The sequence below is a fragment of the Shinella sp. CPCC 101442 genome (genome assembly GCF_024704725.1).
Taxonomy (GTDB): Bacteria; Pseudomonadota; Alphaproteobacteria; order Rhizobiales; family Rhizobiaceae; genus Shinella.
The window spans coordinates 361,394-384,539 of the sequence record NZ_JALIQS010000004.1 but is presented as its reverse complement, the minus strand read 5'-3'; the positions used below and the strand labels follow the sequence as shown (position 1 = coordinate 384,539).

The window sequence follows — 23,146 nt, the reverse complement described above, 5'->3', positions numbered from 1 at the left end:
CTACCCCGAAAGACGAGAGTGGATCAGAACTCTTCCCAATTGTCCTGGGCGACGGCGGCCGTTGCCGCCGCGCGGTTGCCACCGAAGGCACGGGCGACATTGCCCATCATGCGGCGGGCGGGCGATTCGACCGGGCGGCTTTCGGCGCGGGCGGGCGCGACATACTGCGCGGCATCACCGGTGCGGAAGCGGGCGACGAGATCGGCCAGACTGTCGGCTTCGCCCTTCAGCTTGTGCGTGGCGGCCGAGGTTTCCTCGACCATCGCCGCGTTGTGCTGCGTCACCTGGTCCATCTGGTTGATGGCGGTGCTGATTTCCTGCAGGCCGGTCGCCTGTTCGCGGGCGGCGGTGGCGATCGCATGGATGCGGTCGTTGATTGTGACGACGCGGGTTTCGATGTCGGAGAGAGCGGAGCCCGTCTCCTGCACATACTTCACGCCGACGGCCACTTCGCTGCCCGACTTGGTGATCAGGCCCTTGATGTCCTTGGCGGCGCTGGCGGCGCGCTGGGCGAGTTCACGCACCTCCTGCGCGACGACGGCAAACCCCTTGCCGGCTTCGCCCGCACGGGCGGCCTCGACGCCCGCGTTCAGCGCAAGCAGGTTGGTCTGGAAGGCGATCTCGTCGATCACGGAGATGATCTGGCTGATCTCGCTGGAGGCCTGCTCGATGCGGCCCATGGCGTCGATGGCGTTGCGCACGATGGCGCCGGACTGTTTGGCGCTCTGCGTCGCCTCGCCGACCATCGAGGTCGCCTCGTTGGCCCGCTCCGTCGAGTTCTTGACGGCGGCGGTGATCTCTTCGAGCGCGGCGGACGTTTCTTCCAGCGCGGCGGCCTGCTGCTCGGTGCGCTTGGACAGGTCGTCCGAGGCGCTGCGCAGTTCGCCGGAATTGGCGTTGATGGCATCCGTCGAGCCGCGCACCTCGCGCATGGTGCGCTGGAGCGTGGCGAGCGTCGCGTTGACGTTCTGCTGCAACTCGGCGAAGGCGCCGCGGAAGTTGCCGTTCATGGTCTGCGTCAGGTCGCCGTCGGCCAGCGAACCGATGACACGGCGGGTTTCGGCAATGCCTTCCTCGACGCCCGCGACCAGCTCGTTGACGCTGCGTGCGAAACGGTTGAGGTCCTCGTTATGGTAATCCTTGCTGATGCGCGAGGAGAAGTCGCCCGACGCAGCTGCATGCACGACGGTCGCGATGGAGGACTGCAGATCCGCGCTCTTTTCGCGCAGCACCTGCTCCTGTGCATTGAGATCGCGCACGGTGATGGCGTTCTGGCGGAAGACGGCGACGGCCGCGGCCATTTCGCCGATTTCATCCTGGCGACCGGCATAGGGCACTTCCGTCTCGAGATCGCCGCCGGCAAGGCGGTTCATCGTGTCGGTGACGTTCTGGATCGGGCGGCTGAGTTCGTTGGTCGCGATGTAGAATGCGATACCACCGCCGAGCACGAGACCGGCCCCCACGGTGCCAAGCACGAGTGTCAGCATGAGCGTCTCGAAGGCGGCGATGTCGCCCTTGATCGCCGTCAGATTCTCGTTGTCCGTCTGGACGACGGCGTCGATTTCTTTCTGGAAGGCCTTGCGGTTGGCGCGGTTCAGCTCGTTGTTGCCCTGCTCGTTGGCGGCAGCGATCGATTCCGTGGTGCCGAGGCGGGCCGTTTCCATGCGGAAGGTGCGGAATTCGGCGGCCCGCGAAACGACGGCATCGAAGGCGGCCTTCTGCGCGTCCGGCACGAGCGGCTGCCATTCCTTGAGCGTCGCGTCGATACCGTCGAGCTCCTTGGTGATGCCTTCGGCGAACTTCTTGGCGCCGTCGGTATCCTTGGCCGCATAGACTCCGCGCGCTTCCATGACGACGGCGGTGACCTGGCGGTTCAGATGCTCGCCGAGGAAGGCGCGGTCCGCGGCGTTCTCGTACTGATGGAGCTTGTCGCTGTATTCCGAGACCACATGAACGGCGATGGCGCCGATGAGGACGGAAATAAAGCCCATCACACCCACGATGAGGTAAATCTTGCCGCGTATCTTCACGTCACACTCCAAAGGCACAACCAACGACTGGAAAAACGGCCGGGCCGCTCCTCCCCATGAAAGCGACGGTAAACGCTAAAGGTTAATTAGATTTTGATGCAACCGTTCAGCAGTTAAGCATTTTGAATATTACTAATGTTGCGTCCTCAGAGAAATACTGAGGAAAATCAGAGACCCAAGGTAACGTTACGTCAGTTTAACCTGACGAAACACAAGAAATACGCAACCGAAAGTGGTTTCCGCCTTAACGATTGTGACAGCCGGGCCCACGTCAAAGCCGCAATTGACTCTTGACCGGTTTTGCCCTTATAAGCCGCGCACGTTCGGACAGCCTGGCTTCCCGCGAGGGCGAGCCCGTGCCGGACTTTCAACGCTGATTGCGTAAAGCAAACCCAAGAAGGGCCGCACACCGCGGTATTAAATAAATGACAAAGCGTACCTACCAACCCTCCAAGCTCGTTCGCAAGCGCCGTCACGGCTTCCGTGCCCGCATGGCGACCAAGGGCGGCCGCAAGGTCCTGTCCGCACGCCGTGCACGCGGCCGCGCAAGCCTCTCGGCCTAAGGCCGTTGGTGCCCGAACAGAGGCGACGGGCATATGACGAAAAAAACTAGACAATCTGCTGTCGGACGGCTGAAAAGCCGTCCGCAGTTTCTTTCTGTGCGCGAGGGCGAAAAGCGCAAGGGACCGCTGTTCCTTCTCGAAGTGCGCGACCGGCAGATGCCGGACGAACAGCCCCGCGTCGGCTTCACCGTTACCAAGAAGCACGGCAACGCCGTGGAACGCAATCGCATGCGCCGACGCCTGAAAGAGGCGGTGCGGCTATCGGCCGGGTTTGCAATGGAGCCCGGACACGACTATGTGGTTGTCGCCAGACGGGACGTGCTCAGCGCGTCCTTCGAAACCTTGCAGGCCGGTCTGAAGGACCGGATCGCGACGCGGCAGAAACAGAAGCAGCAGCGCCCTGCTGCTCCCGGGAAAGAGTGATGGAAAAAAACCGCAATTATTTCGTGGCGATCGCACTGTCCGTGCTGATCCTCGTCGCGTGGCAGTTCCTCTATGTGAACCCCAAGCTGGACAAGGACCGCGCCGCGTTCGAAGCGCAGCAGGCCGCCCAGACGCAGCAGACGACGGCGGCTGACGGCAGCACGACGACGACCACGAACGGCACCCTGCCCGGCGGCGCGGCAACGGCGACGACGACAGAGACGCGCGAAGCCGCGCTCGCCCGGTCTGCCCGCGTCGAGATCGACACGCCCTCGCTTTCCGGCTCTATCAACCTCACCGGCGCCCGCTTCGACGACCTGAAGCTCAAGGAATTCCACGAGACCGTCGACAAGACGAGCCCGATCATCACGCTGCTCAGCCCCGCCGAGAGCGAACACGGCTACTTCGCCGAAATCGGCTATGTCGGCAGCGACGCGACCGGCACCGTTCCCGGCCCGCAAACCGTCTGGACCCAGCAGGGCACCGGCAAGCTGACGCAGACGACCCCTGTGACGCTCACCTTCACCAACGAGAAGGGCATCGTCTTCATCCGCACTGTCTCGGTCGACGAACACTATATGTTCACGGTCGCCGACAGCATCGAGAACCCCACGGACACGGCCATCGCGCTGTCGCCCTACGGCCGCGCGACGCGTTTCTTCAAGCCGAAGGATCCATCGGTCTACGTGCTGCACGAAGGCTTCATCGGCGTGCTCGGAGAGCTCGGCCTGCACGAAGTGAAGTACACGGCCACCGAAGAAGACACGACAGTCGCGCCCGGCAAGGCGACCGGCGGCTGGCTCGGCATTACCGACAAGTACTGGGCGACCGCGCTCGTGCCGCCCCAGGCCACGCCCTACGAGACGCGCTTCTCCTACTTCACGGACGGCCGTCCGCGCTACCAGGCGGACTATCGCCAGGACGACATCACCATCGCGCCCGGCCAGAAGGCCGACGTCAAGAACCTGTTCTTCGGCGGCGCCAAGGAAGTGCCTGTCATCGATCAGTACAAGACATCCTATGCGATCCCGCATTTCGATCTGATGATCGACTGGGGCTGGTTCTGGTTCTTCACCAAGCCGATGTTCCAGCTGATGGACTTCATCTACCGCTATTTCGGCAATTTCGGCGTCGCGATCCTGATCACCACGATCATCGTCAAGGCTCTGTTCTTCCCGCTCGCCAACAAGCAGTACGCTTCCATGGCGAACATGAAGAAGATGCAGCCGAAGATGGAGGAGCTGAAGGCCAAGCACGGCGACGACCGCATGGCGCTGCAGCAGGCGACGATGCAGCTCTACAAGGAAGAGAAGATCAATCCGCTGGCGGGCTGCTGGCCGATCCTTCTGCAGATCCCGGTGTTCTTCGCGCTCTACAAGGTGATCTACGTCACCATCGAGATGCGTCATGCCCCGTTCTTCGGCTGGATCCACGATCTGTCCGCGCCCGATCCGACGTCGTTGTTCAACCTCTTCGGCCTTCTGCCCTACGATGTGCCGCACTTCCTGATGATCGGCGTCTGGCCGCTCATCATGGGTGTCACCATGTTCCTGCAGATGCGCATGAACCCGACGCCGCCGGATCCGACCCAGGCGATGATCTTCACCTGGATGCCGCTGATCTTCACCTTCATGCTGGCGACCTTCCCGGCCGGCCTCGTGATCTACTGGGCCTGGAACAACACGCTCTCGATCATCCAGCAGGGGATCATCATGAGGCGCCACGGCGTGAAGATCGAACTCTTCGACAATCTCAAGGGATTGTTCGCCAAGAAGCCCAAACCATCGTCCTGACATCCTCTGGACCTGAGACAGAACCCCGGCCTCGCGCCGGGGTTTTCTTTTGCCCGATTCTTTCCATGACTGCCCGCTTGCGACATGGGCCCGTCGCTGGCATGGAAGCAATGCGGGCCTATCCCTGTCATGCTCGCGACAATCCCTTTTCTGCGAGCGCCCCATGTCCGCCACGACGCTTCCGGCCAACCCCACCCTCCCGGAGACCCGCGGCCAGGGTTTTGGCGCGGCGCTGGTGCTCGGTGCGGCCCTGGCCTGGAGTTTCGGCGGCACGCTGGCGCGCTTCCTGCACATTGAGGACGGCTGGACGGTCGTCTTCTGGCGCTCGCTCTTCGCCGCCCTCTTCCTGCTCGGCTTCATGCTGCTGCGCGACGGACCGCGCGGCACCGTCCAGCTCTTCCGGGGCATGGGGCTTGCGGGCGTTGCGGTCGGCATCTGCTTTGCCACCGCCTCCACCTCGTTCATCCTGGCGCTGGCCTATACGACGGTCGCCAATGTCATGCTGATCCAGGCCGGCGTGCCGCTGATCGCGGCGCTGATGGCCTGGATACTCTTTCGTGAAACGATCGCGACCCATACCTGGATTGCGATCGCCGCCGTGATCGGCGGCGTCGCCATCATGGTCTCGGAATCGCTCGGCGGCGGCACCTCGATGATCGGCGACGGCCTCGCGCTGCTCATCGCCTTCGCCTTTGCCACGGCCACGATCATCACCCGCCGTTTCGCGCATGTCCGCATGACGCCCGCCGTCTTCCTCGGCACGGTCATCGCCGGCGCAACCGCGGCGAGCCAGGCCTCCGGCTTTGCCATAACGGCAAGCGAACTCGGCATCCTCGTCGTCTTCGGCGCGCTGAATTTCGGTCTCGGCCTGGCACTCTTCGTCACCGGCGCCCGGCTCATTCCCTCCGCGCTCGCCGCCCTGCTCGGCACCGCCGAGACGGTGCTCGGACCGCTCTGGGTAGCGCTCATCCACGGTGAAATCCCCAGCACCTACACCGTCGTCGGCGGCATCATCGTGCTCACGGCGCTCATCTGCTATCTCGGCGTGGAGTTGTGGCGGCAGCGCCGCGCTTGACTTTCGCGGCCAAAACCCGGAAGCGATGGGCCTGACAACAAAGGCCAAAGCAATGACCGAGACGACGATACCGGGCGACAAGCCACTGTTCGGCAGGCCGTGGATCTTCATCCGCGGCGTGCCCGCCATGAAATTCCTGCCACCCGAAGGCCCGCCGGAGATCGCCTTTGCCGGCCGCTCGAATGTCGGCAAGTCGTCGCTGATCAACGCGCTCGTCGGCCACAAGGGCCTGGCGCGCACCTCCAATACGCCCGGCCGCACGCAGGAGCTCAACTACTTCGTGCCCGACGGCTTTTCCGGTGCCGACGACGACCTCCCGCCGATGGCGCTGGTTGACATGCCCGGCTACGGTTATGCCCAGGCGCCGAAGGACAATGTCGATGCCTGGACCAAGCTGGTCTTCGACTACCTGCGCGGCCGCTCGACGCTGAAGCGCGTCTATGTGCTGATCGACAGCCGCCACGGCATCAAGAAGAACGACGAGGACGTGCTGACCCTGCTCGACAAGGCGGCGGTTTCCTATCAGGTCGTGCTGACCAAGACCGACAAGATCAAGGATGCCGGCGTGCCGCGCCTTATCGAGGAGACCCGGCTGAAGATCGTCAAGCGGCCGGCCGCGTTCCCGGATGTGCTCTCGACATCCTCGGAAAAGGGCCGCGGCCTCGACGAGCTGCGCAATGCCATCCTGACGGCCATCGCACGATAGAAGGCCGGCGTGCCGAAGCGCGCCAAAAAAAGGCCGCCGGAAAACCGGCGGCCAGGGCTGGCGAAAGACTTACATCCCGCGTGGGTCCGTTAAGCGCGGGATATCGTTTCAGGCCTTCGGCAGCAGAACCTTGTCGATGACATGGATCACACCGTTCGACTGCTTGACGTCGGCGATCGTCACCGTCGCGACACCGCCCGTCTCATCGGTCAGCGTGATCTTGTCGCCGTCCATCTTGGCCGTCAGCATGCAGCCGCCGACGGTCTTCACCGGATGCGCGCCGCCATCGTCCTTGATCATCTTGCCGATCGCATCCGACATCGCATCGACGGCCACGACATGGCAGGTCAGAACCTTGGTGAGCTGGTCCTTGTTCTCCGGCTTCAGCAACGTATCGACCGTACCGGCCGGCAGCGCCTCGAAGGCTTCGTTCGTCGGTGCGAAGACCGTGAACGGACCTTTCCCCGAGAGCGTCTCGACGAGGCCGGCAGCCTTCACCGCGGCAACGAGCGTCGTGTGATCCTTCGAATTGACGGCATTCTCGACGATGTTCTTTTCAGCATACATCGCTGCACCGCCGACCATCGGATTTTCGGCATGAGCGGCAAAGCTGCCGAGCGCGAGGACCGAGGCAAGGGCAGCGGTGCGAAGTGTGAAACGGATCATGGCGGAGTGGTCCTTCTTTTCGGCCCGCGGAATGCGGGTCCTCCCGTTAGCGATGCCCATCGGGCGATCACTGCGAGCAACGGGGGCATCGAGAAAAGAGTTTCAGGCCAGGCGATCTTTTTGGAAGAAATTGATTTCAAAACAAAAAAGCCGCGCAGAGCGCGGCTTTGCAAAAGAAGGCATCCGTTCAATCGAACCTTGCGGCGCCCGAAGCAATGACGGGACCGGTCACGGCGCCGGTCGGCGATCCACCGAAAGGTTCGACGCTGACGGCCAGCACCGCGCCCTGTACCAGGCGGCCGCGCATGACGGCGGGAACCGCCAGTTCGCCCTCGCCGGTCTGCGGCAGCACACCGAGCGAGACCGGCGACTTGCCCTCCTCGACCAGCCAGAGTTCGAGCGACTTTTCCTTCTCCTTGCCGGCGGCGACGGGTGTGATCCGCAGGGCGCCATCCGCATCGTCATAGCGTGCCACGAGATTGATCGTCGCATTCTCACCCGCGAGATCCGCAACCAGCCGGCCGCCGCTCATCGGGCGCGGCGCCAAGAGCGCGCTCATCAGAAGCGCAAGCCCGAGGGAGACAGCCAGCGACGCGAAGGCGAGCGCGCGCCACAGCGCGAGCGAATTCCAGAACCCGCCCGCGACCTTGCCGGAGAAGGCTGCATCGGGCGGCGCTGTGCCCAGGATGCGCTGCTCGATGGCGGAGTAGGCGCGCGGCGACGGTTGCAGCGCCTCATAGTCGTCATTGAAGGTGGAAAGGTTTTCCTCCCAGCGGTTCACCATCGCGGCGAACTGGCGATCCTTGGCAAGCCGGGCCTCCACCTTGCGGCGGTCTTCGGCCGAGAGCACCCCGAGCACATATTCGCCGGCGATCACCTCGTCGCGGCGGGGGTCTCTCATCTCTTTGTCGGACGCCGTCATCGGCTCATGCACTCTCTCAGTTTCAACAGGCTTCGGCGAAGCCAGGTTCGCATCGTATTCAATGGCACGCCGTGGATTTCGGCGAGCTCGTCATAACTCAGACCTTCTATATAGGCACGCCGAACCGCCGATGCCCTGTCAGGCTCCAACGTTTCCATACATCCGTCGATCCGGCGGCCCTCCGACCTGAGCACGACCGCCTCCTCCGGCGACATGAGCGGGTCGGCGATATCATAGGCCGCATCGATATCCGATGTCACCGGTCTTCGCGCCCTGACGAGATCGATCGACTGGTTTCGCGCGATTGCCGCAAGCCAGGCCATGGGGTTCGTCTCGCTTTCCACATAGCGGTCGGCGCGTTGCCAGATTTTCACATAGACATCCTGCAACGCCTCTTCCGCCTCGCTTCTGTCCCGGAGGATACGCAAGCAGATGCCAAAAAGTTTCGACGCACTCTTCTCATAGAGCACGGCGAAGGCCTTGCGGTCCTTCAGTGACACACGGCCGATGAGATAGGATATGTCGTTGCCGATCACGTACGGCTCCCGTTTGCTCAAGCAAAGTCTTTTTCTCGCTTACGCAGCAATGTGGCCGACGGATCATTCCATCGTCACAAAACATGCGTTAAACAGGCGCCCATCCAATCCGACGAGGCCGCCATGTCCCTATCCGAAAGCGAAACCCAAGCCCGCCTTCTCGCCCAGGCCCTGCCCTATATGCAGCGCTACGAGAACAAGACCATCGTCGTGAAATATGGCGGCCACGCCATGGGCAATCCGGAACTGGGCAAGGCTTTCGCCAGCGACATCGCGCTTCTCAAGCAGTCGGGCGTCAACCCGATCGTCGTGCATGGCGGCGGCCCGCAGATCGGCGCGATGCTGACCAAGATGGGCATCGAATCGAAATTCGAAGGCGGGTTGCGCGTTACCGACCAGAAGACGGTCGAGATCGTCGAGATGGTACTGGCCGGATCGATCAACAAGGAAATCGTCGCGCTCATCAACCAGACGGGCGAATGGGCGATCGGCCTGTGCGGCAAGGACGGCAACATGGTCTTCGCCGAAAAGGCCAAGAAGACCGTCGTCGATCCCGACAGCAATATCGAGCGCATCCTCGATCTCGGCTTCGTCGGCGAGGTGGTGGAAGTCGACCGCACGCTGATCGACCTTCTCGCCAAGTCCGAGATGATCCCGGTCATCGCCCCGGTCGCGCCCGGCCGCGACGGCCACACCTACAACATCAACGCGGACACCTTCGCCGGCGCCATCGCCGGTGCGCTGAACGCGACGCGCCTGCTGTTCCTCACCGACGTTCCCGGCGTGCTCGACAAGAACGGCCAGCTGATCAAGGAGCTCTCCGTCGCCCAGGCCCGGGAACTCATCAAGGACGGCACGATTTCCGGCGGCATGATCCCGAAGGTCGAAACCTGCATCGACGCCATCAAGAACGGCGTGCAGGGCGTCGTCATCCTGAACGGCAAGACCGCCCATTCCGTGCTTCTCGAAATCTTCACCGAGCACGGCGCCGGCACGCTGATCGTTCCCTGATCCTGTTTACCGGCGGCCCCGGGCCGCCGGTCGCCTACCAGAAGAGCAGGCCGAGGATGCCGCAGACGATCAGCAGGCATCCCGCCACTTCCGTGCGGTTCACCCGCTCATGGAACAGGAAGTAGGAGGCCATGAAGGTGAAGACGAGCTCGATCTGGCCGAGCGCGCGCACATAGGCGACCTGCTGCAGGCTCATCGCCGTGAACCAGCAGGCCGAGCCCAATACGCCGGCAATGCCCACCAGCGCCGACGAGCGCCAGCTCCGCAATACCTGCACGATCTCGTTCTTGTCCTTCCACAGCATCCAGACCAGCATGAAGGCCGTCTGGAAGGTGGTGACGCAGGCGAGCGTCACGGCCGCGTTCACGATCGGGCTCGGACCATCAAGCGACAGAGAGGCGCTGCGATAGGCGACTGCCGAGACGCCGAAGACCGCGCCCGAAGCGATGCCGATCAGCGCGGTGCGGCTGGTGAGCGCCGTAAACGTATTGCGCCAGGAGAGCGGTGCGCGGGCAATCGAGATCAACATCACCCCGATGACGCCGACGACGATGGCGATGACCGCGCCGAAAGTGATGCGCTCACCGAGCAGCACAAAGCCGAAAATCGCCGCCTGTACCGGTTCGGTCTTGGAATAGGCCGTGCCGACCGCGAAATTCCGAAGCGAGAAGAGATAGACCAGCAGCATGGTCGCAAAGATCTGGGCAAGCCCGCCGATGACCGCCCAGAAGGCGAAGCCCCAGTTGAGACCGGGCAAAGCAAACCCGATACCCCAGTGCAGCACCACCACATAGAGGATCGCCAGCGGAAAGCCGTAGCCAAAGCGCACGAAGCTCGCGCCGCGCGTGCCGAGCTTGCCCTGCAGGTGCTTTTGCAGGGCCGAACGCAGGTTCTGCAGAAAGGCGGCGGCGATAGTGATGGGGATCCAGAGTTCCATGCCCTGCCGCTAGCATGCGACATCCGGCAAATCCATCGGCAGCGGTAACCGGCATGGAAATTTCCGTTTTCCTCGGCAGGCGCCCGTGTCATAAGACGCCCATGACCGATCTTCCGAACAAAGCCGATTTCGCCAACGTGCGTGACTGGGTCTTCGACCTCGACAACACGCTCTATCCGCACCACGTCGATCTCTTCGCCCAGATCGACCAGAACATGACGGGTTACGTCTCGGCCCTGCTCGGCCTGTCGCGCGAAGATGCGCGGGCGCTTCAGAAGCAGTACTATTACGATCACGGCACCACGCTGAACGGGCTGATGATCCATCACAAGATCGACCCGGCCGACTTCCTCGAGAAGGCGCATGCCATCAATTACGACGTGCTGTCGCCGGATCTGTCGCTCGGCGAAGCGATCCAGGCGCTGCCGGGCCGCAAATTCATCTTTACCAATGGCAGTGTGAAGCACGCCGAAATGGCGGCCAAGGCCCTCGGCATCTTCCACCATTTCGACGATGTCTTCGATATCGTGGCGGCGGAATATGTGCCGAAGCCCGCGGGTGCGACCTACGACAAGTTCATGGCGCTGCACCGGGTGGATACACCGCATGCCGTCATGTTCGAGGATCTGCCGCGCAATCTCGTCGTGCCGAAGACGCTCGGCATGAAGACCGTGCTGCTCGTGCCGCGGGACGACAACCACGAATTCGTCGATGCCTGGGAGAAGCGGACGGAGGACGACCAGCATATCGATTATGCGACGTCGAACCTCACGGCCTTCCTCAACGCCCTGCTCTAATTAAGCAGGACATATTCCAGACATGGAAAAAACCCTTTTCTGCCAAAGGGTTGAATTACCAATTTGTAACTGGCGCCTGTCGGCGTTCCCTCTATCCTGCCCCTCAAGGGACGATGATGGATGAAAGGAACGACCATGGCTAAAAAGGAACTTCTTCTCGGCGCCGTTGCCGCCGGCCTCCTTTTCTCGGGCGCCAGCGCTCCGGCTTTCGCCGCCAAGGGCGAAGGCAAGCACCACCCGCGCCACGCCGCGATGATCGAACGCCTCGATACCGACAAGGATGGCAAGGTCTCGCTCGACGAATTCAAGACCAACGCCGCCGCCACCTTCAAGACCTTCGATGCCGATGGCGACGGCCAGGTCACGAACGCCGAGATCAAGGCCCGCCACGACGCTTTCAAGGATGCCCGCAAGGCCGTTCGCAATGCGTCCGATGCCGACAAGGACAAGGCCCGCGAAGCGTTTTCGGCCGCCGGCCCCTTCATGCTGCCGGGTGCCGGCAAGATGTTCGACCGTGCCGATACGGACAAGAGCGGCAAACTCTCTGAAGCCGAAGTGCTCGCCGCGGCGGAAAAGATTTTCGAGCGCCGTGACAGCAACAGAGACGGTGCCCTGGATACGGCGGATGCCCGCCCGATGAAGGGCAAGGAGCACTCCGGCAAGAAACACCACGGCAAGGGCGGCGATGAGCGTGCCGAACGCATGCTGAAGCGTATCGACACCAATGGCGACGGCAAGGTCTCGCAGGAGGAGATGCTTGCTCAGGCCTCGGCAATCTTCCAGCGCTTCGATGCGGATAAAAACGGCGAGGTGTCCAAGGCGGAACTAGATGCCAGGCGCGACGCCTTCCGCGATGCCCGCAAGGCTTTCCGCGAGGTGAAGTCGACGGACGACGAAGCCCGCAAGGCTGCCCGTGAAGCGCTTGGCGAAGCGCGCATGGACCGCATGGGTGCCCGTATGTTCGAACGCGCCGACGCCGACAAGAACGGTACGCTGACCAAGGCCGAAATGGAAACCGCAGCCGCCGCGATGTTCAAGCAGCGCGATCGCAACGGCGACGGCTTCCTCACTTCGGACGAGATCGGCAAACGCCACAACCGCTAGCATTCCAAGCACAGCACGTCCGACTGGAACGCCCCGGCCTCAAAACCGGGGCGTCTTTTTTGGCCGGGGCGCAGCACGATCGAACAGAACGTCGGCAACCCGTCCGTGACGTGCTTCAAACGAAAAAGGCCGGCGTTTCCGCCGGCCTTTGCTGTTTCTTCAAGCAGGCTCAGAACTCTTCCCACTCATCCTGTGCAAGTGCCGTGTTGCCGGCAACCTGGGGGATGGAGCGGGCCGTCATGCGCGGCGCCTGGTAACTGCTGCGCGCGGCAGCCTGCGGACGGGCCGCCTGCTGGACCGGCTGGGCGGCCATGGCCGAAGCACCGGCGCGGAAGCGGGCGACGAGCGACTTCAGCATCTGGGCCTCGTCGTTCAGCGTCATGGAGGCGGCAGTGGTTTCCTCCACCATCGCGGCGTTCTGCTGCGTCACCTGGTCCATCTGGTTGACGGCCGAGTTGATCTCCTTGAGGCCGACGGCCTGTTCGGAAGCGGACTGCGAGATCTGCCGGATCAGGCCGTTGATCTGGATGACCTGATCGGCGATGTTTTCCAGTGCCTCGCCGGCCTTGCCGACGAGATCGACACCATCACGCACCTGCACTTCCGAGGTGTTGATCAGCGCCTTGATTTCCTTGGCGGCCTTGGCCGAACGCTGGGCAAGCTCGCGCACTTCCTGGGCGACGACCGCAAAGCCCTTGCCGGCTTCACCGGCGCGGGCGGCTTCGACACCGGCGTTCAGGGCGAGCAGATTGGTCTGGAAGGCGATCTCGTCGATCACGCCGATGATGTTGGAGATTTCGCCCGACGAATTCTTGATACCATGCATGGCGGCAATCGCCTTCTGCACGACCTCGCCGGACTTGCTGGCGTCGCTGCTTGCCGTTTCCACGGATTTCGCGGCGACGCGGGCATTGTCGGCGCTCGAATTGACCTGCGAGGTCAACTCATCGAGGGCGGCTGCTGTCTCTTCCAGGCTTGCCGCCTGCTGCTCGGTGCGCTGCGAAAGGTCGGCCGCGCCCTTGGAGATTTCGCCGGTGCCGCCGCCGATATTGCCGACCGAGGCGTTCACCGTCTGGATCGTCTCTTCGAGGCTGGCGATGGCCGAGTTGAAGTCGGTCTTGAGCTTGCCGTATTCGCCGGGGAAATCGCCGGAAAGACGGAAGGTCAGGTTGCCGGAGGAAAGCTGAGCAAGGCCGTCGCCAAGGCGGGCGACGATATCGCGCTGGAGGGCGCCTGATTCCGCACGCTCGGCTTCCGAGCGGCCGCGTTCGGCCTCGGTCAGCTGGCGCTGGCTGTTGGCTTCGGCTTCGAGGCGCTTGGTGTCGGCGAGCTGATGGCGGAAGCCTTCGAGCGCCTTGGCGACGGAGCCCGTCTCGTCCGAGCGGTCCTGGCCGGCGATCGGCTGGGTATAGACGCCGTTGCTGAGCGTCGCCACGTCGGCGACGAGGCCGGCAAGCGGCTTCTGCACGAAGGTGCGCACGGCGAAGTAGAGACCGGCGAGCACGGCGCCGAGAACGATCAGGCCGCCGATGATCATCATATAGGTCTGGTCCTGCACCGGCGCATTGATCGCCGCACGCGGTACGTCGACGATGACGGCCCAGGTCGTGTTGATGTCCGGCAGCGCGAACGGGTAGACGACGCGGTCGAAGGAAGCCAGCTCACCGAAGCTCAGGTTGGCGATATGGCCGACCTTGCCGGTTGCCAGCGAGTCTTTCACGACCTCGTTACCCTCGCCGTCATATGCCTTCATCAGCAGCTCGACCGTCGGCGCGACGATCCAGTTGCCGCCCTGCGAGACCAGCATGACGCGGCCTTCACCGAAGGGCTTTAGCTGGCTAAGCTTTTCGTAGAGCGTCTTCAGCGAGACATCGACGCCGGTGACGCCGATCATCTTGCCGTTCACATTGACCGGGTAGGCGATGGAGGCCATGGTCAGGCCTTCGCCGGTGGAGGTCTCCTGATAGGGCTGGCTCATGGCGCCCTTGCCGCTCTTGGCGGCGAGCGAATACCACTCGGCCTTATAGTCGGATTCGAAGGTCGACAGCGTGATCGACCCGTCCTTGCGCTTCGTCCAATAGGGGTTGAACGAGCCGTCCTTGAACGTTCCGGTGTCCAGTTGTTCCGCCGTCTCGCGCGATTTTCCGTCGAAGGCGTTCGGCTCTTCGGCAAACCAGCTGCCGAGCGCAAAGCTGTTCTTCTCGGTGTTCGCCTTGATGATGCTGACGACTTCCTTGCGGTCCATCAGGCCGCCTGCATGGCCCTGCTCGATGACGCCACCCATGGCACGGGCCGCACCCGCAAGGGCGCCGATGTCCGCAGCGATGTCGGAAGCGATCGCCTTCGCCTCGGTGTCGGCCTGCGCATAGACGAGGTCGGAGACGCGGCTCTGGGTCTGGCTGATGAGAACGGTGTTGGAGGCAAGCATCACCAGGGCGATCGTACCGCCGGTGACGGCGATGAGCTTCGTCGCGAGCGACTTGGCCTTGAACTTGAACATGAAATCCTCACGATGATAGACGTCCGCGGCGGACGGCCGCGAAGAAGCACATTCACTTGGGCTGGGGGTCTCCATCATGGAGGGCGGGGCGCACGACCAGCGCCAGAGACGGACCGCTCCCTTCCGGATACGGTGTCTGAAAACTTCAGTAACCCATAAAATATTAATAAATAACCAAATTTCGGCGCGCCAAAACGGCTCAACCGTTTGAATTTTCAGGCGTCGCGGACAATGCGACGCCTGGTTTGCCATTTGCGAAACTTCATGACCGGAACGGTTGTGTAACCAGCCTAGATCCGGGCATCGACGGTTGCGGCGAAGGGGATGGAAGGCTGGGCGCCGGGCTTGAGGCAGGCAAGCGAACCCGCGACCGACGCGCGGCGCAGCGCATCCTTGAAGGCGAGGCCTGCATCGAGCGAGGCGGCGAGATAGCCGCAGAATGTATCGCCCGCCCCCACCGTATCGACCGGCTCGATGGCGAGGCCGGCGGCGCGGAAGATTTCACCCTTGCGGATGGCGATGACGCCATCGGCACCGAGCGTCACGATGATCGTCTGGCTGCTTTCCGCGTGAAGCCCACGCATGGTGGCCTCGCGCGCCTCGTCCGACAATTCACCCTTGCCGACATAGAGGTCGAATTCCGTCTCGTTGGCGACGAGGATGTCGGCCATGGCGCCGAGGCGACGGGCTTCCGCGCTGAAAGGGGCGATATTGACGATCGAGGTGACGCCCTTCTGCTTGGCGGCGACAAGGGCCGCCTCGATGGAACCGTTCATGATCTCGAACTGCAGCATCAGGTAGTCACCGCGCGTCATGCCGCCGACGGTACGCCGGGCATCCTCGTCGGTGACGGTGGCGTTGGCGCCTGGAACGACAACGATGACGTTTTCGCCATCATCCTCGGCGACGAGGATATGCGCGGTGCCGGTGGCCTCGGCGGCATAGCGCACGCCGTTGAGGTCGACGGCGGCATCGGCGAGCAGCGCGAGCGCCTGGCTGCCGAGGCGGTCGTCGCCGACGGCACCGGCCATGCGCACAATGGCGCCGGCGCGGCGGGCGGCGAGCGCCTGGTTGGCGCCCTTGCCGCCGGCCGCGGTGGTGAAGCTCGTGCCCATGACGGTTTCGCCGGGCTTCGGCAGGCGTTCAGGCGTGGCGATGAGGTCCATGTTGATGGAGCCGAAGACGGTGATCATGAGAGCTGCCCCTGTTGTTTCCGCCGGACACTGCCTGAGGCGGTCAGTCCTCGTCAACCACCCTCAGGTGCAACTGCCCTGTCCTGTTCTCGACAACCTTTTCCGCAGGCTGCGAAAGGGCGGCAACAGTCTCGAATTCCAGCTCGCCAATGCGCGCGCCACGGCGCGTCAGCTTCTCGGTCGAGGTAAGAATAAGGTCGACATCCTTCTGCGCCGAGGTGAAATGGCCGTGCAGCTTGCGTACCCGATCGTCGAGCCGCGTCAAATCGTCCATCAGCCTGCTGACCTCGCCCTGGATGACATGGGCCTGCTCGCGCATGCGCTGATCCTTGAGCAGTGCCTGTAGTACCTGCACGGAGAGCATCAGCAGCGAGGGCGAGACGATGACGATGCGCGCGCGGTGCGCCTTTTGCACGACGGCCTCGAAATTCTCGTGGATACTGGCGAAGATCGATTCCGAAGGCACGAAGAGGAAGGCGGTATCCTGCGTCTCGCCGGCCACGAGGTATTTTTCCGCGATATCGCGGATATGGGTCTCCATATCGCGGCGAAACTGCTGGGCCGCAGCCTTGGCCGCTTCCGGCGACCGCCCATCCGACATGGCGTTCCACGCCTCCAGTGGAAACTTGGCGTCGACAACCAGCGGCGGCTGGCCGTTCGGCATGCGGATGGTGCAGTCCGGACGCACGCCATTGGAAAGCTGTGCCTGGAACTGGTAGGCGCCCGACGGCAGTGCATCGGCGATGATCGTCTCCATGCGCGATTGACCGAAGACACCGCGCGTCTGCTTGTTGGAGAGGATGGCCTGCAACCCGACGACGTCCTTGGCCAGAGACTGGATATTGGTCTGGGCAGTGTCGATGACGGCAAGGCGCTCCTGCAGGCGGCGCAGGTTTTCATGCGTCGAGCGGGTCTGTTCAGAGATCGACTGGCCGAGCCGCTGCGTCAGCCCGTCGAGCCGCGTGTTGATCGCCTGGTTGGTCTCCGATTGCTTGGCGCCGAAAACCTCGGCCATGGCGGCGACACGCCCCTGCATTTCCGTCTGCGCCTTGAGAAGTTCGGTGAAGCGCTGCTCGGCGATCACCGCCTCTTCGCGCTGGCGCGACCGGCTTCGGAGAGCCGAAATCAGGCCGAAGGCCCCAAGGAGCACGGCCGCAAGCAACATCAGCGCCGGGCCGGGACCACCAAGGCGGGCGAGAAAAGCGGAAAGCAGAATATCGAAGCTGGGATCAATCATGCGGGCGACCATAACATGGATTCGCATGAAAACCAGATCATAACGTGAACATATCCAGGGCACCGCGCCTCGCGGCGCAGTCAAACCCGATTGAAAGCGCAAAAAAACCGCGCTAAGGAGGCGCATGACCATCAAGCCGCTGATTATCCTTCCCGATCCCATCCTTCGCCAGGTTTCGAGCGCAATCGAGACCATCGACAGCGAGGTGAGGAAGCTCGCCGACGACATGCTGGAAACCATGTACGATGCCCCCGGCATCGGCCTGGCCGCGATCCAGATCGGCGTCGCCCGCCGCATGCTGGTGCTCGACGTGTCGAAGGACGGCGAGGACAAGCAGCCGCTCGTCTTCATCAATCCGCAAGTCGTCTCGTCCACGGATGCCCGTTCGGTCTATGAAGAGGGCTGCCTGTCGATCCCGGATTACTATGCCGAGGTCGAGCGCCCGGCCGGCATCACCGTCAGGTATCTCGACCGCGACGGCAAGGAACAGCTGACGGAGGCCGACGGCCTGCTTGCAACCTGCCTCCAGCACGAGATTGACCATCTGAACGGCGTGCTGTTCATCGACCACATTTCCAAGCTGAAGCGCGAAATGGTGATCCGCAAGTTCACCAAAGCCTCTAAGATGCGTGGCAGCAAGGCGCTCTAAGCGCGCTTGCAGCGGCTTTTGTTCTTACGCAGTTCCGGACGCAAAACCGCTTTACACTTTTGCTGGAATTGCTTTCACGGAGATTGACCGATGGCCCTTCGCATCATTTTCATGGGCACGCCGGATTTCTCCGTTCCGACGCTGGCAGCGCTTGCTGATGCGGGCCACGAGATCGTCGCCGTCTATTCGCAGCCGCCCCGCCCCGCCGGACGACGGGGACTGGAACTGGTGAAATCGCCGGTGCATCAGGCGGCCGAACTGCTTGGCATTCCCGTCCACATGCCCGTCAACTTCCGCGAAGAAGCCGATCGCGCCGCTTTTCGCGCGCTGGATGCCGACGTCGCCGTCGTCGTCGCCTATGGCCTCATCCTGCCGGAGGCCATTCTCTCCGGAACGCGCCTCGGCTGCTATAACGGCCATGCCTCGCTCTTGCCGCGCTGGCGGGGCGCGGCGCCGATCCAGCGGGCGATCATGGCGGGCGACAACGAAACCGGCATGATGGTCATGAAGATGGACAAGGGGCTCGATACCGGCCCCGTCGCGATGACACGCCGTGTTGCGATTGGCGACACCATGACGGCCGGCGAGCTGCATGACAAACTGATGCAGGCGGGCGGCACGCTGATGGCCGAGGCCATGGCCAAGCTTGAGGCCGGCGATCTGCCGCTGACGCCGCAGGCCGAAGCGGGCGTGCTCTATGCCGCCAAGATCGACAAGGCCGAGACGCGCATCGACTTTTCCCGCCCCGCCAGAGACGTGCACAATCATATCCGTGGTCTCTCGCCCTTTCCCGGTGCGTGGTTCGAGTTGCCGATTGCTGGCAAGCCGGAGCGCGTGAAGGTTCTGGCGAGCGCGTTCGCCGGCGAAACCTCTTCCAAGACCGCAGGAACGGTGCTCGACGAAAATCTCACGGTGGCGTGCGGCGATGGCGGTGCGGTGCGGCTCTTGCGCCTGCAGAAGGCCGGCGGCAAGCCGCTTGATGCAGCCGACTTCCTGCACGGCACGCCGGTCGCCGTCGGTCAGGTTGTCGCCTGATGCCACGCTATCGCCTCCTGATCGAATATGACGGTACGCCCTATGTCGGCTGGCAGCGGCAGACGAATGGTCATTCCGTGCAGGGCGCTATCGAATCGGCGATCCTTCTGCTGACCGGCGAGACGGTCTCAGTCAATGGCGCGGGGCGCACGGATTCGGGTGTCCATGCCATGGGGCAGGTCGCCCATACCGACCTTACGCGCCCATGGCCGGAGCATACGCTGAGGAATGCCCTCAACGCGTATCTGGGCAAGGCCCGCGAGCGAGTGGTGATCCTCGACGCCGCGCAAGTGCCCGATGACTTCAGCGCCCGCTTCTCGGCCGTCAAGCGGCACTATCTCTACCGGTTCATCTCGCGGCGCGCACCGTTGGCGCTGGAGGCGAACCGGGCATGGTTCGTTACCAGAGAACTCGACCATGTGGCCATGCATGAGGCTGGGCAGCGGCTGGTCGGACGGCACGACTTTACCACCTTCCGCGCCGTCAAATGCCAGGCGAACAGCCCTATACGCACCATCGACCGGCTGGAGGTGACGCGCAGCGGCGACCTCATCGAGATGCGTGTTTCCGCGCAGAGCTTTCTGCACAACCAGATCCGCTCGTTTGCCGGCACGCTGAAGCTTGTAGGGGAAGGCAAGTGGACGGCGGACGATGTGCGCGCGGCGCTGGAAGCATGCGACCGCACGGCGTGCGGTCCCGTGGCGCCGCCGGACGGGCTCTACTTCATGGCCGTGGATTACTAGGCCGGCAGCGTGCCGAGCAGGCCTTGCAATTCCTGTCCGACGATCATGGGTGGCAGCACGAAGATTGTCGTTATGGCCGCGGCGAGCAGCGTCTGTTTCCCGACGCACATCCAGACCAGCCGGAACTGAAGCATCACGCTTGCACCGAAGACGGCATAGAGCAGCAGACCGGCAAAGGGTGCGCCGGCCGGCAGAACCAGCGTCAGCGCAAAGGGAACGGCCGCCGCATAGGCGAAGGGCACGGCGAGCCAGTTGCTCGCCGTCACGACGGTCGCGAGATATTTGCCGTAACCGAGCGGGCGGGCCAGTACGGCGAGCAGCACCAGCGGCAACAGCCAGCCGACGATGTCGATCACGGCGAGCTTGACGAAGAAGCTGACCCCGGCCTGCGTCTCCGCCGGCATGCCGGCGAGATAGTAGAGCCGCCAGGAGGCCCAGATGACGGCGAAGGCCGGCAGGCACCAGACGACGGCCCAGAAGGACCGCGCCAGCCCGCGCATCGTCAGGTCCAGCCAGCCAAAACCCTCCTGCTTCTGTTTCAGGAGCAGGTAGATGCCGGTGAGATAGTATAGAACCTCGTCAAGCCCGGGCATCGCCGAACCAGCGTTCGATAAAGGTCTGATAGATCACGGTCAGCGTTTCCAGATCGGCAACTGCCACGCGCTCGTCCACCATGTGCATGGTCTGGCCGACAAGGCCGAATTCCAGCACCGGGCAATAGTCCTTGATGAAGCGCGCGTCCGACGTGCCGCCCGTCGTCGAGAGTTTCGGTGCCCGGCCGGTGACGGCTTCCACGGCGCCGGACATCGAGGCGATCAGGCTGTTGTTGCGCGTCAGGAAGACGTGGCTCGGGCGTTCGGCCCAGGTGATGTCGTAGCTGAGCGGCGCGCGGTCCGGCCGCAGCCTCCCGTCGGCGGCCGCGGCATCGAGACGGCGTACGATCTCGCCCATCACCGTCTCGGCCGTCCAGGTATCGTTGAAGCGGATGTTGAAGCTTGCCGTCGCCTTGCCCGGCACGACATTGGTCGCGCGGTTGCCGACATCGATGGTCGTCACTTCCAGGTTCGACGGCTGAAAACTTTCCGTGCCGGCGTCGAAGGGCGGATACATCAGCGCATCGGTGAGCGCGACGATGCCGCGCACGGCATTGTCGGCAAGGTGCGGATAGGCGGCGTGGCCCTGCACGCCATGGACGGTGATCGTGCCGGAAACCGAACCGCGCCGGCCGATCTTGATCATGTCGCCGAGCTGGTCCGGGTTCGTCGGCTCGCCGACGAGGCAGGCATCCCAGCGCTCGCCGCGTTCTGCTGCCCATTGCAGGAGCTTGATCGTGCCGTTGACAGCAAGGCCCTCCTCGTCGCCGGTGATGAGGAAGGAGATCGATCCCTTCGGCGGGCCGTTCTTCTCGATGTGGCGGGCGACGGCGGCGACGAAGCAGGCGATGCCGCCCTTCATGTCGACGGCGCCGCGGCCGAACATCTCGCCACCGGAAATCTCCGCGCCGAACGGGTCATGCGTCCAGGCGTCCGCATCGCCGACGGGCACGACGTCGGTATGGCCGGCGAACATCAGGTGCGGACCTTCCGTGCCGATGCGGGCATAGAGGTTCTCGATGTCGGGCATGCCGGGCTCTGTCGCGACCATGCGCTCCACCGTGAAGCCGAGCGGCTCCAGCATGGCGGAAAGCGCCGTCAGCGCACCGCCCTCGGCGGGCGTCACGGAGGGGCAGCGGATGAGCGTGGCGAGGTTTTGGATCGGGTCGGCAGGGGTCATGGGCACGCGGTCACGGCATGAGTACAGAGAGAATCGAGATGTAGCGGTCGCCCGGGGATTTGTCACGCGCGGCCATGGGCCGCTGCCGTCAGTCTTTCGGACGGTTGGGCACGCGGCCATATTGGTTCGGGCCGTCGGTGCCCGGCCAGACCAGGAAGGCGATGAGCGCGAAGAAGGAAATGGCGGGAATGAACAGGCAGATGATCAGCGGCACCGGCAGGTTCATGTCGTGCAGCCGCTTGATCGTCAGCAGGATGGAGGAGACCGTCGAGGCGATGCCGACGCCGACGAAGACGAAGGACCAGAACAGGAAGGACGGATCCTCCTTGGGCACGACGATGATCTGCGTCAGCGCGGCCGACAGCAGCATCAGCCAGAACGCCCAGCCGAGCGCGAAGGGCGCACGGCTGAGGCGGCCGGACCAGCCGAAGAAGAGCCAGGTAAGGCTCGGCCCCTGCTCTTCGACGGCAGCCATGGCTCAGTCTCGCAAAAGTTCGTTGATGCCGGTCTTCGAGCGGGTCTGGGCGTCGACGCGCTTGACGATGACGGCGCAGTAGAGGCCGGGCGCCGGCAGGCCGTTCGGCATCGTCTTGTCCGACGGCATGGAGCCGGCGACGACGACGGAATACGGCGGCACTTCACCATAGGTCACCTCGCCGGTGGCGCGGTCGACGATCTTGGTCGACTTGCCGATGAAGACGCCCATGCCGAGCACGGAGCCTTCACGCACTATGCAGCCTTCGACGACTTCCGAGCGGGCGCCGATGAAGCAATTGTCCTCGATGATGGTCGGGCCGGCCTGCATGGGCTCCAGCACGCCGCCGATGCCCACACCGCCCGAGAGATGCACATGCTTGCCGATCTGCGCGCAGGAACCGACCGTCGCCCAGGTGTCGACCATCGTGCCCTCGCCGACATAGGCGCCGAGATTGACGAAGGAGGGCATCAGGATGGCGTTCGGCGCGATATAGGCCGAACGGCGCACGACGCAGTTCGGCACGGCGCGGAAGCCGGCCTTCTCGAATTCGTTGACGCTCCAGCCGTCGAACTTGGAAGGCACCTTGTCCCACCAGGACGATTCGCCCGGGCCACCCTTGACGATTTCCATCGGATTGAGGCGGAAGGAGAGCAGCACGGCCTTCTTGAGCCACTGGTTGACCGTCCAGTTGCCGTCCTCGCCACGCTCGGCGACGCGCACCTTGCCGGTGTCGAGCAGGTTCAGCGATGTCTCTACCGCATCGCGGAATTCACCGCGCGTGGAGGTCGAGATGCTGTCGCGTTCCTCGAAGGCGCGGTCGATGGTTGCAGACAATGCGGACAGGTTGGACGTGCTCATCGGAATTCCTTAAACTTCGACGCTTATTTTCTGTTGTCGGGATGCCGGAAGGTCGATTTCATCAATCAGCAGATGCTCTAGAGCAAGTGCCGGGAAAGATGAAGCCCCTTTCCGGCA

At 63.4% G+C, this 23,146-nt stretch carries 23 protein-coding genes; 11 read left to right on the top strand and 12 right to left on the bottom strand.

All coding sequences use genetic code 11. The features are described 5' to 3' along the window. Window positions 1–23: 23 nt before the first annotated feature. Window positions 24–2,030 (bottom strand): methyl-accepting chemotaxis protein, encoded by a 2,007-nt coding sequence (locus tag MUO32_RS17290; protein ID WP_257949633.1) that lies wholly within the window; start codon window positions 2,028–2,030, stop codon window positions 24–26. Between the two features lie 425 nt (window positions 2,031–2,455). Here MUO32_RS17290 and rpmH point away from each other — a divergent pair, with 425 nt between their 5' ends. The 5 genes from rpmH to yihA all read left to right on the top strand — a co-directional run bounded on the left by rpmH (window position 2,456) and on the right by yihA (window position 6,590). After that, window positions 2,456–2,593, top strand: a complete 138-nt coding sequence (rpmH, locus tag MUO32_RS17285; RefSeq protein ID WP_083242913.1) for a 50S ribosomal protein L34 — start codon at window positions 2,456–2,458, stop codon at window positions 2,591–2,593. A 33-nt stretch (window positions 2,594–2,626) separates the two neighbouring features. Further along, entirely contained in the window at window positions 2,627–3,016 is a 390-nt protein-coding gene (gene rnpA / locus MUO32_RS17280; RefSeq protein ID WP_257949632.1) for a ribonuclease P protein component, read from the top strand. Next, window positions 3,016–4,809 carry a membrane protein insertase YidC gene (gene yidC, locus MUO32_RS17275; RefSeq protein WP_257949631.1) on the top strand — a complete coding sequence of 598 codons (1,794 nt, stop codon included), beginning with the start codon at window positions 3,016–3,018 and terminating at the stop codon, window positions 4,807–4,809. The genes rnpA and yidC overlap by 1 nt, the downstream gene beginning before the upstream one ends. 163 nt (window positions 4,810–4,972) lie before the next feature. Further along, complete coding sequence (locus MUO32_RS17270) at window positions 4,973–5,884, top strand: DMT family transporter (RefSeq protein ID WP_257949630.1); 912 nt, start codon at window positions 4,973–4,975, stop codon at window positions 5,882–5,884. A gap of 52 nt (window positions 5,885–5,936) precedes the next feature. Then, complete coding sequence (yihA, locus tag MUO32_RS17265) at window positions 5,937–6,590, top strand: ribosome biogenesis GTP-binding protein YihA/YsxC (RefSeq protein ID WP_257949629.1); 654 nt, start codon at window positions 5,937–5,939, stop codon at window positions 6,588–6,590. Window positions 6,591–6,698: 108 nt separating this feature from the next. On the opposite strand, the gene MUO32_RS17260 is transcribed toward yihA, so the two are convergent. The 3 genes from MUO32_RS17260 to MUO32_RS17250 form a co-directional block, all read right to left on the bottom strand. Next, window positions 6,699–7,256, bottom strand: coding sequence for a fasciclin domain-containing protein (locus MUO32_RS17260; RefSeq protein WP_257949628.1), 558 nt, complete (start codon window positions 7,254–7,256; stop codon window positions 6,699–6,701). Window positions 7,257–7,443: 187 nt separating this feature from the next. Next, window positions 7,444–8,178: an anti-sigma factor domain-containing protein gene (locus MUO32_RS17255; protein WP_257949627.1), complete on the bottom strand. Its 735-nt coding sequence runs from the start codon at window positions 8,176–8,178 to the stop codon at window positions 7,444–7,446. Next, entirely contained in the window at window positions 8,175–8,714 is a 540-nt protein-coding gene (locus MUO32_RS17250) for a sigma-70 family RNA polymerase sigma factor (RefSeq protein WP_257949626.1), read from the bottom strand. Before MUO32_RS17250 ends, MUO32_RS17255 begins: the two co-directional genes overlap by 4 nt. Window positions 8,715–8,837: 123 nt before the next feature. Between MUO32_RS17250 and argB the strand changes: the two genes are divergently transcribed. Continuing rightward, window positions 8,838–9,725 carry an acetylglutamate kinase gene (gene argB / locus MUO32_RS17245; protein ID WP_257949625.1) on the top strand — a complete coding sequence of 296 codons (888 nt, stop codon included), beginning with the start codon at window positions 8,838–8,840 and terminating at the stop codon, window positions 9,723–9,725. A gap of 34 nt (window positions 9,726–9,759) precedes the next feature. On the opposite strand, the gene MUO32_RS17240 is transcribed toward argB, so the two are convergent. Continuing rightward, window positions 9,760–10,662, bottom strand: a complete 903-nt coding sequence (locus tag MUO32_RS17240) for a DMT family transporter (RefSeq protein ID WP_257949624.1) — start codon at window positions 10,660–10,662, stop codon at window positions 9,760–9,762. A gap of 101 nt (window positions 10,663–10,763) precedes the next feature. Between MUO32_RS17240 and MUO32_RS17235 the strand changes: the two genes are divergently transcribed. After that, complete coding sequence (locus tag MUO32_RS17235) at window positions 10,764–11,459, top strand: pyrimidine 5'-nucleotidase (RefSeq protein WP_257949623.1); 696 nt, start codon at window positions 10,764–10,766, stop codon at window positions 11,457–11,459. Window positions 11,460–11,594: 135 nt separating this feature from the next. Further along, window positions 11,595–12,563 (top strand): EF-hand domain-containing protein, encoded by a 969-nt coding sequence (locus MUO32_RS17230; RefSeq protein ID WP_257949622.1) that lies wholly within the window; start codon window positions 11,595–11,597, stop codon window positions 12,561–12,563. Between the two features lie 169 nt (window positions 12,564–12,732). On the opposite strand, the gene MUO32_RS17225 is transcribed toward MUO32_RS17230, so the two are convergent. The 3 genes from MUO32_RS17225 to MUO32_RS17215 form a co-directional block, all read right to left on the bottom strand. Beyond that, window positions 12,733–15,063: a methyl-accepting chemotaxis protein gene (locus MUO32_RS17225; RefSeq protein WP_257949621.1), complete on the bottom strand. Its 2,331-nt coding sequence runs from the start codon at window positions 15,061–15,063 to the stop codon at window positions 12,733–12,735. A gap of 290 nt (window positions 15,064–15,353) precedes the next feature. Further along, the gene (locus MUO32_RS17220) at window positions 15,354–16,256 is read right to left on the bottom strand and encodes a ribokinase (RefSeq protein WP_257949620.1); all 903 of its coding nucleotides are present in this window, start codon (window positions 16,254–16,256) and stop codon (window positions 15,354–15,356) included. A 43-nt stretch (window positions 16,257–16,299) separates the two neighbouring features. Next, window positions 16,300–17,493, bottom strand: coding sequence for a DNA recombination protein RmuC (locus MUO32_RS17215; protein ID WP_257949619.1), 1,194 nt, complete (start codon window positions 17,491–17,493; stop codon window positions 16,300–16,302). 124 nt (window positions 17,494–17,617) lie between these two features. Here MUO32_RS17215 and def point away from each other — a divergent pair, with 124 nt between their 5' ends. The 3 genes from def to truA all read left to right on the top strand — a co-directional run bounded on the left by def (window position 17,618) and on the right by truA (window position 19,920). Next, window positions 17,618–18,142 (top strand): peptide deformylase, encoded by a 525-nt coding sequence (def, locus tag MUO32_RS17210; RefSeq protein ID WP_257949618.1) that lies wholly within the window; start codon window positions 17,618–17,620, stop codon window positions 18,140–18,142. A 90-nt stretch (window positions 18,143–18,232) separates the two neighbouring features. Continuing rightward, window positions 18,233–19,177, top strand: a complete 945-nt coding sequence (gene fmt / locus MUO32_RS17205) for a methionyl-tRNA formyltransferase (RefSeq protein WP_257949617.1) — start codon at window positions 18,233–18,235, stop codon at window positions 19,175–19,177. Next, window positions 19,177–19,920: a tRNA pseudouridine(38-40) synthase TruA gene (gene truA / locus MUO32_RS17200; protein ID WP_257949616.1), complete on the top strand. Its 744-nt coding sequence runs from the start codon at window positions 19,177–19,179 to the stop codon at window positions 19,918–19,920. Before fmt ends, truA begins: the two co-directional genes overlap by 1 nt. Here the strand turns inward: truA and MUO32_RS17195 are convergent. The 4 genes from MUO32_RS17195 to dapD all read right to left on the bottom strand — a co-directional run bounded on the left by MUO32_RS17195 (window position 19,917) and on the right by dapD (window position 23,029). Then, window positions 19,917–20,513 carry a hypothetical protein gene (locus MUO32_RS17195; RefSeq protein WP_257949615.1) on the bottom strand — a complete coding sequence of 199 codons (597 nt, stop codon included), beginning with the start codon at window positions 20,511–20,513 and terminating at the stop codon, window positions 19,917–19,919. The genes truA and MUO32_RS17195 overlap by 4 nt on opposite strands. Then, the gene (gene dapE, locus MUO32_RS17190) at window positions 20,500–21,693 is read right to left on the bottom strand and encodes a succinyl-diaminopimelate desuccinylase (protein WP_257949614.1); all 1,194 of its coding nucleotides are present in this window, start codon (window positions 21,691–21,693) and stop codon (window positions 20,500–20,502) included. The genes MUO32_RS17195 and dapE overlap by 14 nt, the downstream gene beginning before the upstream one ends. Window positions 21,694–21,781: 88 nt before the next feature. After that, window positions 21,782–22,168, bottom strand: coding sequence for a DUF805 domain-containing protein (locus MUO32_RS17185; RefSeq protein WP_257949613.1), 387 nt, complete (start codon window positions 22,166–22,168; stop codon window positions 21,782–21,784). Window positions 22,169–22,171: 3 nt separating this feature from the next. Further along, a complete protein-coding gene (gene dapD, locus MUO32_RS17180; protein WP_244761236.1) occupies window positions 22,172–23,029 on the bottom strand; it encodes a 2,3,4,5-tetrahydropyridine-2,6-dicarboxylate N-succinyltransferase in 858 nt (285 codons plus the stop codon). Between the last annotated feature and the right edge of the window lie 117 nt (window positions 23,030–23,146).

Excerpts from the sequence above, each read along its gene's own strand:
- fmt (WP_257949617.1), top strand. The coding sequence starts at position 18,233 with ATGGCCCTTCGCATCATTTTCATGGGCACGCCGGATTTCTCCGTTCCG.
- def (WP_257949618.1), top strand. The coding sequence starts at position 17,618 with ATGACCATCAAGCCGCTGATTATCCTTCCCGATCCCATCCTTCGCCAG.
- dapE (WP_257949614.1), bottom strand. The coding sequence starts at position 21,693 with ATGACCCCTGCCGACCCGATCCAAAACCTCGCCACGCTCATCCGCTGC.
- rpmH (WP_083242913.1), top strand. The coding sequence starts at position 2,456 with ATGACAAAGCGTACCTACCAACCCTCCAAGCTCGTTCGCAAGCGCCGT.
- truA (WP_257949616.1), top strand. The coding sequence starts at position 19,177 with ATGCCACGCTATCGCCTCCTGATCGAATATGACGGTACGCCCTATGTC.
- dapD (WP_244761236.1), bottom strand. The coding sequence starts at position 23,029 with ATGAGCACGTCCAACCTGTCCGCATTGTCTGCAACCATCGACCGCGCC.
- argB (WP_257949625.1), top strand. The coding sequence starts at position 8,838 with ATGTCCCTATCCGAAAGCGAAACCCAAGCCCGCCTTCTCGCCCAGGCC.
- MUO32_RS17230 (WP_257949622.1), top strand. The coding sequence starts at position 11,595 with ATGGCTAAAAAGGAACTTCTTCTCGGCGCCGTTGCCGCCGGCCTCCTT.
- MUO32_RS17235 (WP_257949623.1), top strand. The coding sequence starts at position 10,764 with ATGACCGATCTTCCGAACAAAGCCGATTTCGCCAACGTGCGTGACTGG.
- MUO32_RS17185 (WP_257949613.1), bottom strand. The coding sequence starts at position 22,168 with ATGGCTGCCGTCGAAGAGCAGGGGCCGAGCCTTACCTGGCTCTTCTTC.
- rnpA (WP_257949632.1), top strand. The coding sequence starts at position 2,627 with ATGACGAAAAAAACTAGACAATCTGCTGTCGGACGGCTGAAAAGCCGT.
- MUO32_RS17240 (WP_257949624.1), bottom strand. The coding sequence starts at position 10,662 with ATGGAACTCTGGATCCCCATCACTATCGCCGCCGCCTTTCTGCAGAAC.
- yihA (WP_257949629.1), top strand. The coding sequence starts at position 5,937 with ATGACCGAGACGACGATACCGGGCGACAAGCCACTGTTCGGCAGGCCG.
- MUO32_RS17255 (WP_257949627.1), bottom strand. The coding sequence starts at position 8,178 with ATGACGGCGTCCGACAAAGAGATGAGAGACCCCCGCCGCGACGAGGTG.
- MUO32_RS17220 (WP_257949620.1), bottom strand. The coding sequence starts at position 16,256 with ATGATCACCGTCTTCGGCTCCATCAACATGGACCTCATCGCCACGCCT.
- MUO32_RS17270 (WP_257949630.1), top strand. The coding sequence starts at position 4,973 with ATGTCCGCCACGACGCTTCCGGCCAACCCCACCCTCCCGGAGACCCGC.
- MUO32_RS17225 (WP_257949621.1), bottom strand. The coding sequence starts at position 15,063 with ATGTTCAAGTTCAAGGCCAAGTCGCTCGCGACGAAGCTCATCGCCGTC.
- yidC (WP_257949631.1), top strand. The coding sequence starts at position 3,016 with ATGGAAAAAAACCGCAATTATTTCGTGGCGATCGCACTGTCCGTGCTG.
- MUO32_RS17260 (WP_257949628.1), bottom strand. The coding sequence starts at position 7,256 with ATGATCCGTTTCACACTTCGCACCGCTGCCCTTGCCTCGGTCCTCGCG.
- MUO32_RS17215 (WP_257949619.1), bottom strand. The coding sequence starts at position 17,493 with ATGATTGATCCCAGCTTCGATATTCTGCTTTCCGCTTTTCTCGCCCGC.
- MUO32_RS17195 (WP_257949615.1), bottom strand. The coding sequence starts at position 20,513 with ATGCCCGGGCTTGACGAGGTTCTATACTATCTCACCGGCATCTACCTG.